11 protein-coding genes and 1 tRNA gene are annotated in these 13,360 nt (G+C 63.1%); 4 read left to right on the top strand and 8 right to left on the bottom strand.

All coding sequences use genetic code 11. The annotated features are described in order from the left end of the window. A partial coding sequence (locus tag J9892_RS13385; protein ID WP_210538477.1) for a transposase occupies positions 1-131 on the top strand: 131 nt, incomplete at its 5' end. A 112-nt stretch (positions 132-243) separates the two neighbouring features. Here the strand turns inward: J9892_RS13385 and J9892_RS13390 are convergent. Beyond that, positions 244-1,323, bottom strand: coding sequence for an ATP-binding protein (locus J9892_RS13390; RefSeq protein WP_210538466.1), 1,080 nt, complete (start codon positions 1,321-1,323; stop codon positions 244-246). Continuing rightward, positions 1,320-2,048 carry a response regulator gene (locus tag J9892_RS13395; RefSeq protein WP_042864283.1) on the bottom strand — a complete coding sequence of 243 codons (729 nt, stop codon included), beginning with the start codon at positions 2,046-2,048 and terminating at the stop codon, positions 1,320-1,322. The genes J9892_RS13390 and J9892_RS13395 overlap by 4 nt, the downstream gene beginning before the upstream one ends. 155 nt (positions 2,049-2,203) lie before the next feature. Between J9892_RS13395 and J9892_RS13400 the strand changes: the two genes are divergently transcribed. Beyond that, positions 2,204-3,361: an efflux RND transporter periplasmic adaptor subunit gene (locus J9892_RS13400; protein WP_181023124.1), complete on the top strand. Its 1,158-nt coding sequence runs from the start codon at positions 2,204-2,206 to the stop codon at positions 3,359-3,361. Between the two features lie 14 nt (positions 3,362-3,375). Continuing rightward, positions 3,376-6,504, top strand: a complete 3,129-nt coding sequence (locus J9892_RS13405) for a multidrug efflux RND transporter permease subunit (protein ID WP_210538467.1) — start codon at positions 3,376-3,378, stop codon at positions 6,502-6,504. A 424-nt stretch (positions 6,505-6,928) separates the two neighbouring features. Here the strand turns inward: J9892_RS13405 and J9892_RS13410 are convergent. Continuing rightward, a tRNA-Ser gene (locus J9892_RS13410) sits at positions 6,929-7,016 on the bottom strand. 198 nt (positions 7,017-7,214) lie between these two features. Between J9892_RS13410 and J9892_RS13415 the strand changes: the two genes are divergently transcribed. Then, positions 7,215-7,964 carry a DsbA family protein gene (locus J9892_RS13415; RefSeq protein ID WP_039041345.1) on the top strand — a complete coding sequence of 250 codons (750 nt, stop codon included), beginning with the start codon at positions 7,215-7,217 and terminating at the stop codon, positions 7,962-7,964. Between the two features lie 130 nt (positions 7,965-8,094). On the opposite strand, the gene galE is transcribed toward J9892_RS13415, so the two are convergent. The 5 genes from galE to J9892_RS13440 all read right to left on the bottom strand — a co-directional run bounded on the left by galE (position 8,095) and on the right by J9892_RS13440 (position 13,350). Beyond that, positions 8,095-9,120, bottom strand: a complete 1,026-nt coding sequence (galE, locus tag J9892_RS13420) for a UDP-glucose 4-epimerase GalE (RefSeq protein WP_049637027.1) — start codon at positions 9,118-9,120, stop codon at positions 8,095-8,097. A gap of 84 nt (positions 9,121-9,204) precedes the next feature. Further along, on the bottom strand, positions 9,205-10,224 hold the full coding sequence (locus J9892_RS13425) for a hybrid-cluster NAD(P)-dependent oxidoreductase (RefSeq protein ID WP_049637026.1): 1,020 nt from the start codon (positions 10,222-10,224) through the stop codon (positions 9,205-9,207). Between the two features lie 100 nt (positions 10,225-10,324). Beyond that, the gene (gene hcp, locus J9892_RS13430; protein WP_210538468.1) at positions 10,325-11,974 is read right to left on the bottom strand and encodes a hydroxylamine reductase; all 1,650 of its coding nucleotides are present in this window, start codon (positions 11,972-11,974) and stop codon (positions 10,325-10,327) included. Positions 11,975-12,210: 236 nt separating this feature from the next. Continuing rightward, the gene (locus tag J9892_RS13435; RefSeq protein ID WP_210538469.1) at positions 12,211-12,678 is read right to left on the bottom strand and encodes a Dps family protein; all 468 of its coding nucleotides are present in this window, start codon (positions 12,676-12,678) and stop codon (positions 12,211-12,213) included. Positions 12,679-12,807: 129 nt separating this feature from the next. Beyond that, positions 12,808-13,350, bottom strand: coding sequence for a DUF3833 domain-containing protein (locus tag J9892_RS13440; RefSeq protein ID WP_080768134.1), 543 nt, complete (start codon positions 13,348-13,350; stop codon positions 12,808-12,810). Between the last annotated feature and the right edge of the window lie 10 nt (positions 13,351-13,360).

Here is a 13,360-nt window from a genome sequence, read left to right on the forward strand (position 1 = left end):
CGATGCACACGAGTGTGCTGGAAGGGGTGAACAACAAGATCAAAGTGATAAAGCGTATGGCATATGGATTTAGGGACTCAGAATACTTTTTTCTGAAAATCAAGGCGGCCTTCCCCGGAAAGCCGCGATGAACCATAAAAAAGCCCGTCTCTCCCCATGAGATGGGCTTATTTTGGGCTGTTGGATCACAGTCAACACACGCGCCTCGGCGCGCCCATCCCGAGCCGATGCGGCAATGCGGGGTCATGACCTGCCGTCAGGGTGCAAGAGGGGCCAGGAAAGCAGGAACAGGGTGCCGCCCCGCCCGCCGGATTGGCAGACCGCACTGCCGCCGTGGGCCTCGACAATGGCCTTTACCACCGCCAGCCCGAGCCCGCTGCCGCCACTCTTGCGCGAGCGTGACGGATCCCCTCGGCGAAACGCCTCGAAGATATAGGCGGCGACCTCCTCGCTGATACCAGGCCCCTCATCCTCCACGCTCAGGATGCACTGGACGCCCGAACGATACAGGCGCACGGTCAGCATGCCCGGCACCGCGTGCTTCTGGGCATTTTCCAGCAGCGCCATCAGAGCCTGACGGATGCGAAGTGCATCGCAACAGACACAAAGCTCGGCATCGAGCTCCCGCTTGAGAGTGAAACCGTTCGCGGCAAGAGGGGTGGCAAACGCCTCGAGCACCACGGCAAGCTCGTCGGCCAGCCTGATCTCCTCTCGTTGCAGCTCCAGGTGGCCGCTGTCGTTGAGACTGAGCACCCGCAAATCTTCGATCAGGTGGGTCAATCCCTCCACCTGACGCAGCAAGCCTTCAAAGAGCGCACGCTCTGGCGGAAATACCCCTTCGGCCAGCCCCTGCAAGCGGCCACGCAAGATGGTCACCGGGGTGCGCAACTCGTGGGCGATGGCGGCATTCCAGAACTCCCGCTCGCGGGTCATGCTCTGCAGTCGCTCGGCCATGGTGTTGAAGTCCCGCACCAGTTGCGCCGTCTCCCCGATCGCCTGTTCATCCAGCGGCACGCGCGCATCGAGCTTACCCTCGGCCACCTCGCGCAGGCTGGTTGCCACCGAGTTGAGGGGAGTCAGGATGCGCCGAGAGAGGCGCACCGCCACGTACAGCGCCATCCCCAATGCAATGAGAATGGTCGAGCCAATCCAGATCATCTCGACCCTGGAGGGCACCCAGCTCTCGGAGATGCTGCCAGGTACATAGGTCACGGCAATGGCGTAGAACACATAGGTGCCGATCACCGCGAGGCAGATGATGCCGAGCGCCATCAGCCCCAGGGAGCGGATGATCTGCCTGCGCAGGCCGGGTGCCGATGTCACGCATCGCCCCCGAAGCGATAGCCGACGCCCCAGACACTGGCGGGCACCCCCTGGATGCCCTGTGCCTCCAGCTTCTTGCGCAGCTTGCTGATGTGGCTGTCCACCGTGCGCTCCTGGGTATCCCCCTCCGGCAGGCAGTGGGTCAGCAGTTCGGCGCGGCTGAACACCCGCTTGGGAGCCCGCATCAGGGAGGCGAGCAACTTGAATTCGGTCAGGGTCAGATCCAGCACCTGCTGCCCTTCATCGCGGCAAATGCTGGCCTCGTGGCTCTCCAGATCGATCTGGAAGGGGCCGACCCGCAGTACCCGGGCCGTGGTCTGTTTCGCAGCCTGGCTGCGTCTGAGCACCGCCTGTACCCGGGCCACCACTTCGGCCGGGTTGAAGGGTTTGACCACATAGTCATCCGCCCCCATGCGCAGCCCCATCAGCTTGTCGAGGTCCTGATCCAGGGCAGTCAACATGATCACCGGCGTGTCGCCACGGGCCCGGATTTCGCTGAGCACCTGCCAGCCATCGAGCTGCGGCATCTGCACATCCAGCAACAGGAGATCGGGTTTGCATGTCTGGTGCATGGCCAGGGCTTCGCGGCCATCGGCGGCATGCAGGGTGCGCAATCCGTGACGTTGCAGGTAAGCGGCGAGGATGTCGGCTATCTCGGCTTCATCCTCTGCAATCAGTACCAGTGACTGGGCCGCCGGGTTGGCGGAAGCAGGAAGATACGACATGGTCGGACTCGAAAATGGGGGGCTTGAACTTTATCACCGCCTCCATGGATTCTCCACAAAGCCTCGAATCATTCGCAATAGCCCCTCGCCATAATGCCCGTTCGATGTGCTCTCGCGGCAGCACCATGCCCGGGAGGCGGTTTAACGAGGTGAATATGATGTTTGTCAAACAGCGGTATGCGGGCGCCCTGCTCGCCGTCATTGCCGTATTCGGGTTGGCAGGTTGCGATGGGACGACGCAAGCGCAAGATGCGCCGACCCGTCCTCAGGTGTCGGTGATGACGCTGGCAGGTCAGGACCTGGTCATCAGCGAGGATCTGCCCGCCCGGGTGGCCGCGGTGCGAAGCGCCGAAATTCGGGCCCAGATTAGCGGCATCGTGCAGCGCCGCCTGTTCGAGCAGGGCGCCGAAATCGGCGCAGGCACCGTGCTGTTCCAGATAAATCCGGCCCCCTTCAAGGCGGATGTCGACAGCGCCGCCGCAGCATTGCAGCGCGCGGAGGCCGTGCTGGCCCGCGCCCGTATCCAGATTGACCGTCTGGTGCCGCTGCTGCGCACCGAGGCCATCAGCCGCCAGACCTATGACGATGCGGTCTCCCAGCGTGATCAGGCGGCCGCCGACGTGGCTCAGGCCAGGGCGACCCTGGCCCGGCACCAGCTGAACCTGCAATTTGCCAGCGTGGAAGCCCCCATCGCCGGGCGCATCGATCAGGCGCTGGTGAGTGAAGGGGCTCTGGTGTCCCCCACCGACGCCACCCCCATGGCCAGGATCCAGCAGATCGATCAGGTCTACGTCGATGTCCGTCAACCGGCCTCTGTGCTCGACACCCTGCGCCAGCAGGCTGGCTCGACGGCACCGGAACTGGCGGTGGACATCCTCGGCAGCGACGGCAAGCCGCTCGGCATGCAGGGGCACATCCTCTTCTCCGGCATCGAGGTGGATGCCGGTACCGGTGACGTACTGCTGCGGGTACTGGTGGACAACCCGGAGCGGCGGCTCTTGCCTGGCCTCTACGTACAGGCGCGCATTCCCCGTGCCCGCTATGCCAACGCCCTGAGCGTGCCTCAGCAGGCGGTGGTGCGCACATCGGGCCAGACCAGCGTGTGGGTGGTGGATGGCCAGGGGCAGGCACAACTGGTTCCGGTCAACACCGCTGAACTGGTGAATAGCCAGTACCGCATCACGTCCGGGCTCAACGCCGGACAGCGGGTGGTGATCGAGGGGATCGACCGCCTGACCCCGGGGACGCAAGTCATTGCCCATCCCTGGCAATCCCCCGCAGTCAGCCAGCAGGCTGACGCCGGTAACCGTTGAATCGGAGACATTTCATGCCGCAGTTTTTCATTCATCGCCCGGTGTTTGCCTGGGTGCTCGCCCTCTTCATCGTGCTGGCGGGGGTCATCGCCATCCCCAAGCTGCCCATCTCCCGCTATCCCTCGGTGGCGCCGGTGTCGGTGACCCTCTATGCCACCTATCCGGGCGCCACGCCGCAGACCCTGAACGATGCGGTGGTGAGCCTGATCGAGCGCGAGCTGTCTGGGGTGAAGAACCTGCTCTACTTCGAGTCGTCGGTAGATGCCTCCGGCAGCGCGCAGATCACCGCCACCTTCAAGCCGGGCACCGATCCGGAGCTGGCCCAGATGGACGTGCAAAACCGCATCAAGGCGGTCGAGCCTCGCTTGCCACAGGCGGTGCGGCAAACCGGCCTGCAGGTGGAGTCCGCCTCGTCCGGCTTTCTGATGATGGTCGGCATGACTTCACCGGATGGCCGCTTCGATGAGGTCGCGCTGAACGACTACATGGCGCGCAATATCGTGCAGGAGCTGCGCCGCATCGACGGCGTGGGGCGAGTGCAGCTGTTCGGCGCCGAGCAGGCCATGCGCATCTGGGTGGATCCGGGCAAGCTCGCCGCCTACGGGTTGACCATCAGCGAGGTGGCGCAGGCCATCGAGCAGCAGAACGTGCAGATTGCACCGGGGCGCCTCGGCGACGAACCCGCCCTGCCTGGCCAGCGACTGACGGTTCCCCTCACGGTACAGGGGCAGCTGACCACTCCCGAGGCGTTCGCCGCCATCGTGCTGCGGGCCGGTAGTAATGGCGCCAAGCTGGTGCTGGGTGACGTGGCCCGGGTCGAGCTGGGGGCGCAATCCTACGCCTTTTCCAACCGCGAGAACGGGGTGGCTGCCACCAGCGCCGCCATTCAGCTCTCCCCCGGCGCCAACGCCGTGCGCACCGCCGATGCGGTGCGTACTCGCCTTGCCCAGCTCTCGCCAACCCTGCCGGCGGGCATGGCCTATTCGATCCCCTTTGACTCGGCCCCCTTCGTCAAGGTCTCCATCGACAAGGTGATCCACACCCTGCTGGAAGCCATGGTGCTGGTGTTCCTGGTGATGTTTCTCTTCCTGCAGAACCTGCGCTACACCCTGATCCCGGCCATCGTCGCCCCCATCGCCCTGCTTGGCACCTTCGCGGTGATGCTGCTGGCCGGCTTTTCCATCAACACCCTCACCATGTTCGGCATGGTGCTGGCCATCGGCATCATCGTCGACGACGCCATCGTGGTGGTGGAGAACGTCGAGCGCCTGATGGCCACCCAGGGGCTATCGCCCCGAGAGGCGACATCGCGGGCCATGAAGGAGATCACCGGGGCGGTGATCGGCATCACTCTGGTGCTCACGGCGGTGTTCATCCCCATGGCGTTCGGCAGCGGCTCCGTGGGGGTCATCTACCAGCAGTTCACCCTGTCGATGGCGGTGTCAATCCTGATTTCCGCCTTCCTGGCCCTGACCCTGACGCCGGCGCTCTGCGCCACCCTGCTGCGTACGATCAGCCCGGATCACCATGAGAAGCGCGGTTTCTTCGGCGCCTTCAACCGGGGCGTCGAGCGGCTCACCGCAGGCTACGGCGTTCGGGTCACCCGGCTGGTCGGGCGCAGCGGACGCATGATGGCTACCTTCGCCGCCCTCTGCGCCGTGCTGGCCATTGCGGCCACCCAGCTGCCCTCCTCCTTTCTGCCGGACGAGGATCAGGGCTACTTCATGACCTCCATCCAGTTGCCGACCGGCGCCACCAGCGAGCGCACCCTGGCCGTCATCAAGGAGTTCGAGGCCCATGTGGCCTCTCGCGAGGCGCTCGACACCAACCTGGTGGTGCAGGGCTTCAGCTTCTCCGGCGCAGGCCCCAATGCCGCCATGGCCTTCACCATGCTCAAAGAGTGGGACCAGCGTCATGGTGCCACGGCTGCCGAAGAGGCTGAGCTGGCACAGGCCGCCATGGCCAACAGCAAGGAAGGCACCGTGATGAGCCTGCTGCCGCCCGCCATCGACGAACTGGGCACCTCTTCCGGTTTCACGCTCTTCCTGCAAGACAGGGCCAACCAGGGGGAGGCCGCGCTGCTGGCCGCCCAGGCGCAACTGCTGGCACTGGCGGCCCAAAGCGAAGTGGTGAGCGATGTCTATCCCGACAGCCTGCCCCCCGGCGAGAGCATTCACCTCGAGATCAACCGGCAGAAGGCCGAGGCCATGGGACTCTCGTTCACCAGCGTGAGCAGCACCCTGTCGGCGGCGATGGGATCGCTCTATATCAACGATTTCCCCAACGGCGGGCACATGCAGCAGGTCATCCTGCAGGCCGACGCGTCGGCGCGCATGCAGCTCGATGACGTACTCGGCCTGCGGGTGCGCAATGCCAGCGGCGGCATGGTGCCCCTGCGGGAGGTGGTGACGCCGACCTGGCGCCAGTCGCCGCAACAGATGATGCGCTTCGAGGGCTTCCCCGCCGTGCGTCTCTCCGGGAGTGCCGCCCCCGGGGTGTCCAGTGGCGCCGCGATGGCGGAAATGGATCGCCTGGTGGCGCAATTGCCGCCAGGCTTCGCCCTGGCCTGGACGGGACAGTCGCTGCAGGAGCGCCAGTCGGCGGCCGAGGCCCCCCTGCTGATGCTGCTGTCGGCGCTGGTGGTCTTCCTGGTGCTGGCCGCGCTCTACGAGAGCTGGTCCATTCCGCTCTCCGTGATGCTGGTGGTTCCCCTGGGCCTGCTCGGCGCCGTGGCGGCGGTGATGCTGCGCGGCATGCCCAACGACGTCTTCTTCAAGGTGGGCATGATCACCATCATCGGTCTGTCGGCCAAGAACGCCATCCTCATCGTGGAGTTTGCCCGCCAGTTGCACGGCGAAGGGCGCTCGCTGCTTGACGCTGCGGTGACCGCCGCCCGCCTGCGTCTGCGCCCCATCCTGATGACATCGCTCGCCTTCACCCTTGGCGTGGTGCCGCTGATGCTTGCCAGTGGTGCCAGCGCGGAGACCCAGCATGCCATCGGCACCGGTGTGTTCGGCGGCATGATCAGCGGCACCCTGCTGGCCATCTTCTTCGTGCCGGTCTTTTTTGTCTTCGTCATCGGCACCCAGGCGCGCATTCAGGCCTGGAGGGCCAGACGAGCCACGCAGCGGAGAGCGTCATGATGTTGCCCCCTGATGTCTGGCGCTCGGCAATGCCGGCAGGGGGCTGCAGGGAGTGGCTCTCAGCCCTCACTTCCAGTGTCATCACGGGCGCTGTGGTGGCGGCCAAGGTGAGAAGGCATGGGCTGGCAGGAGAGCACGGGAGGCGGGATTATCGTCACTGGCGGCAGCAATCTAACGGCCCAGACAATGACAGCGTTCAGACAACAGAGGCCATCGAGACCGTGAAAGAGACAGGCTCGGCGTTCGAGCCAGACATCCACCGGACTGACGGGCAGCCTGGCCGTGCTCGTCCGCATCTTGTTGGCCACCATTGAAGGAACTGACGGGTGGGAGAGCCCCGCTCAGGTTGTCACTCAATGGCACCTGCATGTAGGTGCGCGAATACAAAAAAGCCCAACTGAATAAATCAGTTGGGCTATATATATGGCGGAGGAGGTGGGATTTGAACCCACGGATGGTCGCCCATCGCCGGTTTTCAAGACCGGTGCATTCAGCCGCTCTGCCACCCCTCCGCAGCAGTGCGACGCATATTACCCATGCCCCCAGCCCTTGTAAATCCCCACTCCGTTTGTTTGCCCATTTATTGGGCTATCTGGCGCACAAAACCGGCAAAACCGCTGCAAACCGTGCTTTTTCAAGCGGATGGCTTGACTTGAAAACAGACTCACCCACTATAGGGGCCACTACCACATCCCCAGCAAGATGGACTTATGAGAATCAAACATGCCCTGTTCGCCGCCCTGACCGGCGCGACCCTGCTTGCGGCGCCCGTGCAGGCGAGCGAGCTGACCAAGAGCGATGTCGAGCAGATCGTGCGCGACTATCTGGTCAAGAATCCGGAGATCCTGGTCGAGATGTCCAACGCCCTGCGTGCCAAGCAGGAGAGCCAGCAGGCCGAGAACGACAAGACGCTGATAGAAGCCCATGCCAAGCAGCTCTTCGCCAACCAGGATCCCGAGAGCGGCAATCCCAAGGGCAGCCTGACGGTGGTGGAGTTCTTCGACTACAACTGCGGCTACTGCAAGCGCGCTCATCCCCTCATTCAGCAACTGCTCTCTGAGGACAAGGAGATCCGCTACATCTACAAGCAGTTCCCCATCCTGAGCGAAACTTCCTACTACGCCGCCCGCGCGGCGCTGGCGGTGAAGCTCGGCCAGCCCGACAAATACCAGGCCTTCCACGACAAGCTGTACGCCCATCAGGGACCCCTCTCCGACGAAGCCCAGGTGAAAGACGTCGCCAGGGCCGCCGGCGTGGACTGGAGCAAGGTCGAGGCGAAGATCAAGGACGGCAGCATCGATCAGAATCTGGGTACCAACCGGGCGCTGGCCGAAGCCATGGCCATTTCCGGTACCCCGGCCTTTATCATCGGCGATCAGATCCTGCGCGGCGCACCGCGGGATCTGGCCAGCCTCAAGGCTATCATCAAGGATGTCCGCGCCGGCAAGAGCATTCAGTAACCCGCGCGTTGTGCATGAAAAAACGCCCCGGCATGCCGGGGCGTTTTGCTATTCAGGCTGCAAACCATCAGGCCTGATGGGTCGTCGCGAGAAGCTGTCAGCAAGGCGAAGAGCAGCGCATGACCCTTGATCACGGCTTCGCAGCAGGGCCATAACCGTTCGGGTTCTGGCTTTGCCAGCGCCAGGTATCGATCATCATCTGCTCCAGCCCCCGCTCGGCCTGCCAGCCCAGCTCGTCACGGGCCAGAGCCGGTTCAGCCCAGCACTCGGCAATATCGCCGGGGCGACGGGGCTTGATCTGGTAGGGAATGGCACGGCCACTGGCTGCCTCGAACGCCTTGACCATCTCCAGCACGGAATAGCCCTGACCGGTGCCAAGGTTATAGGTGAAGACGCCGGTATCACTCTTGATGCGGGCCAATGCTTTGAGGTGACCGATGGCGAGATCCACCACGTGGATATAGTCGCGCACCCCGGTGCCGTCCGGCGTCGGGTAGTCGTTGCCAAAGACCCCCAGCTCCTTGAGCTTGCCCACGCCGACCTGACTGATGTAAGGCAGCAGGTTGTTGGGGATGCCGTTGGGATCTTCACCGATGAGGCCGCTCTCGTGAGCCCCCACCGGGTTGAAGTAGCGCAGCAGCACGATGGCCCAGCGAGGATCGGATTTGGAGAGGTCACGCAGGATCTCTTCGACCATCAGCTTGGAGCGGCCATAGGGGTTGGTGGCGCTGGTGGGGAAATCTTCCCGCAGGGGTACCGAGGCCGGATCCCCATAGACGGTGGCCGAGGAGCTGAACACCAGCCGGAACACGCCGGCCCTGGCCATCTCTTCGCACAGCACCAGGGTGCCGGTCACGTTGTTCTGATAGTAGGTGAGCGGGATCTGGCCGGATTCCCCCACCGCCTTGAGGCCGGCGAAGTGGATCACGGATGCTATCTTGTGTTCGGCAAACAGCCGTTGCAGGCAGGCTCTGTCCAGAATGTCCCCTTCCACGAAGGTGACCGGCTTGCCGGTGATCCGCTCTACCCGCTTGAGAGACTCGGGGGAAGCGTTGGAGAGGTTGTCCAGTACTACGACCTGCTGCCCGACGTTCAAGAGTTCAACCAGGGTATGGGAGCCGATATAGCCGGCGCCCCCTGTGACCAGAATTGTCATTTTGTATCCCGTGTTCGACTGAAACTGGAGCTGAGTCTACCCGCCCGGCCCCGTTGCGAAAAGAGCGGGATGCTCATGGCCCCCTCAATAGTCGACGCTGACATCCCCGCTGGCGGTGCAGGAACAGGCCAGCGCCACCCCGTTCTCGAGATCTTGCGCGCTCAAGGTCATCACGCTCTGGCGCTCGATTTCGCCTTCCGTGGTGCAGCGACAGGCGCCGCACACCCCGGCGCGGCAAGCGGCCATCATGGTTTCCCCCGCCCCCTCCAGCGCCGCCAGCAGGGTCTGGCCAGGCAGTATCTTCACCTTCTTGCCGCTCTTTTTGAGGGTCAGCCAGAAGTGGTCGCTATCGGCCGCAACTGGCGCCGCACCCGATGTAACAGCAGGCAGGCCGAACGACTCCTGATGCAACTGCGCTGCCGGCAATCCCAGCTCCGCCAGCATGGTGCAGACTGCGGTCATGTAGGGGGCAGGCCCGCACAGATAGACATGGCGGCTCAAGAGATCCGGCGCCAATTCCTTGAGCATCCCCGGTGTGAGCCGGCCAACCCAGGGATGAGCCGTTGGCGCCTCTTCCCCTACTTTCTCCAGCACTAAAGCATGGCGCACACCGGCATGAGCCTCAGCCAGCGAAGCCAGTTCCCTTGCGAAGATCACATCCCCGGGGGTTCTGGCGCTGTGAATAAAGCGGATGTCTGCATCCGGCCGTTCGGCCAGCTCGTCCCGCAGCATGGCCCACATGGGGGTGATGCCGGAGCCGGCGCTGAGCAGCAGCGGCCGCTCGCAGGGGAGCGCGGTCAGGTGAAAATCGCCGAAGGGGCCGTCTACCCGGATCTCGTCCCCCACTTGCAGGCTCTGATGCAGATGGTGAGAGACCAGCCCCACATCCTTGATGGTGACCTGCCAGAAAGGATCCTGCGGGCTGGAGGAGAGGGTGTAGGCGCGGCAGTGGGGCTGGCCGTCAATCATCGTGTGCAGGGTGACGCACTGGCCAGCCAGCACGGAGGGCAGGTCGCCAGCCAGGGGTTCAAATTGCCAGCTCGCCACGTCGTGGGTCTCTGCCCGGCGGGCTATACAGCGCAGGCTCAAAGAGGTGGAGGTCATCGCAAGGCTCCTCTTGCTCGGAAATAGCGTTGAAAAAAGGCGAGCCATCAGGCTCGCCAAAGGCTTACAACATGCTGAGCGTGTAAGGCTGTATCTTTGCTCAGGCCGCCAGGATCTCGGCGAGATCCGCGTCTGCCGTGGTGGTTCCTTTCAGGCCGAACTGCTCCTCCAGCACCTTGAGCAGGGCCGGGGTGAGGAAGGCCGGGGCGGTCGGGCCGGTGCGGATGTCCTTCACACCGAGCGCCAGCAGGGTGAGCAAAATGACGATGGCTTTTTGCTCGAACCAGGAGAGCACCAGGGTCAGGGGCAGATCGTTGACGCCGCACTCGAACGCGTCGGCGAGCGCCAGCGCCAGCTGGATGGCGGAGTAGGCATCGTTGCACTGACCCACATCCAGCAGACGGGGAATGCCGCCGATGTCGCCGAAGTCGAGCTTGTTGAACTTGTACTTGCCGCAGCCCAGGGTCAGCAGCAGGCTGTCCTGCGGGATCGCCTTGGCAAACTCGGTGTAGTAGGCGCGCTCGGCACGGTCACCGTCACATCCCCCCACCAGGAAGAAGTGGCTGATTTCGCCAGCCTTGACCTTGTCGATCACCGCAGGAGCGGCCTGCATCAGGGCGTTGCGGGCAAAACCGATGGTGATGAAGTGCTCGAGCTCAACGTGCTTGAAGCCTTCCAGCGCTTGCGCCTTGGCGATAACGGCGGAGAAATCTTCCCCTTCCAGATGAGTCACGCCCGGCCAGCCGACGATGGAGCGAGTGAAGATGCGATCGCTGTAGTTGCCCACGTTCGGGTCGATGATGCAGTTGGAGGTCATCACCACGGCGCCCGGGAAGTTGGCAAACTCCTTCTGCTGGTTCTGCCAGGCGGAGCCGTAGTTGCCCACCAGGTGCGGGTACTGCTTGAAGAAGGGGTAGGCCAGGGCCGGCAGCATCTCGCCATGGGTGTAGACGTTGATGCCAGTGCCCCTGGTCTGCTCCAGGATGAGCTTGAGATCCACCATGTCGTGGCCGGAGACCAGAATACACTTGCCCGGTACCGGAGTGACGCGTACCTGAGTCGGCTCGGGGTGGCCGAAGGCGGTGGTTTCACCGAGATCCAGCATCTCCATGATCTTGAAGTTCAGCAGGCCAATGTCCATGGCGCACTTGAACAGGGGATCCAGATCGCAGGGATCCGTGCCGAGCCAGCTCATGATGCGATGGAATTCGGCGGCGACCCCCGCATCCTGCTGATCCAGCACCCGGGCGTGTTCCATGTAGGCGGCGGCGCCCTTGAGGCCGTAGAGGCAGAGCAGGCGCAGCCCCATGATGTCTTCGTTGACGTCGTTCTTGCCCCGGTTGACCGCGGTCTGCGGCGCCTGGGCAAGCTGGGCCAGCAGATCGGCACCCGGCTCGAAGCTGGCCGCGGCGGGCAGTGTGTCGGCCTGCACCGCCAGCGGTGCCAGCTTGGCGGCCAGTTGCTGGCGATAGGCCAGCGCCTGGTTGACGTAGGCGACGATGCGAGCGGAGTCGAAGTTGACGTTGGTGAGGGTGGCAAAGAACGCCTTGGGCACGAAAGCGTCTATTTCGCTGTCGACGATGCCGTGCTCGCGGGCCGCCTGGGCCCAGGCGCTGAGCCCTTGCAGGGTATAGATCAGCACATCCTGCAGATCAGAAGTTTCAGCCGTCTTGCCGCACATGCCTTGTGCATAGGCGCAGCCGTTGCCTGCCGGGGTACGAATAGTCTGTTCACATTGCACACAAAACATCATGTCTCTCCTAATTGGACATTTCAGTTATCTGTTTTGTGGCGATTCTATTCGCCTCCTGGAAAACTTAATAGGCATTCAATTTACCAATTAACATTTCATTGATGCAGATCAAATAGAAAAAAGCCGCCCAAATCGGGCGGCAAGCGGGTGGGAAATCAAGGAGAGACAACTCGGGTGTGCAACAACAGGGGCAATGATACGGGCCGGAGCATGGGCAGCCGGCCCCAGGTTCATCAGGCCAGATAGGCGCGCAGCATCCAGACCAGTTTTTCCTGCTGCTGCACATAGTCGGAGAGGATGGATGCAGTCCCTTCATCACCGGCATCGGCGGCCTGACCCAGGATGCGGCGCTGGGCAACCAGCAGTTCGCGGAAGCTCGCCAGCAGGGATTCCACGCAGGCACGACCGTCATGCAGCCCCTTATGCTCGGGGATGGCGGACACCTGGATGTAGTCGCTGAAGCTGTGCAGGGGCACGCCATCCAGGGTCAGAATGCGTTCGGCCAGGGCATCGACTTTCAGCAGCAGGTCGTTGTAGATCTCTTCGAATTTCAGGTGCAGCTCGAAGAACTGGTTGCCGCGGATGTTCCAGTGGAAGCCACGGACGTTCATGTAGAGCATCTGGTAGCTGGCCAGCAGCTTGTTGAGCTCGGCGGCCAGAGCTTGTGATTGAACGGTATCAAGACCAATGGGGCTCTTCATGATTCACCTCCAGGTGGTAAGCATTATCGGGAACGGAGTCAGCTTATCCAGAAGCAGACTCAAAGGACAATCGTCTGTGCCTTGCCGATCCATAGCCAATGGCTATCGTCGGCAAAAATGCACCGGCGTTCATTGCTCAAGCCGTTCGATATAGAGGATCACCTCGCCGAGATGAATGCCGAACTTGCTGATCTTCGCGCGGTTGATCAGGCGATCGTCGTCCAGCAGATACATCCAGTCATCAAAGCTCACCCTCACCACGCTCTCATCCGGCAGAGCCAGATCGAGTTGATAACGCCAATTGAGGGCAAAGCCCTCTGTCTTGCCTACCGCCTCCCCCACCACGTCTGAAGCCGTGCCGCGCCAGTGGCCATCCGCCCCCTTGCTCAAAAACCAGGTGCGGGTCTGCCGACGGCCATCATCGAAGTAAAACTGCTCGAACAGCTCCCCCTTGCCCTCTCGCCAGTGCCCCTGCATCTCGACCCGAAAGCGACTGGTCACTTCGCCGCTGCGGTCCGTCACCAGGCCGTGGGCCACCAGCTTGCCATTGAAGAAACGGGCGAGATCCCAGCCCGGCCGGGAGCCGCGATAATCGTCAAGACCCGCGCCGCAACCAGAGAGCCACAGCAGGGGCAGCAACCAGGCAAGACGCCACCAGGAAGAGAACTTCATGGAATACTCC

The sequence above is a fragment of the Aeromonas sp. Prich7-2 genome (genome assembly GCF_017939255.1).
GTDB lineage: Bacteria > Pseudomonadota > Gammaproteobacteria > Enterobacterales > Aeromonadaceae > Aeromonas > Aeromonas caviae.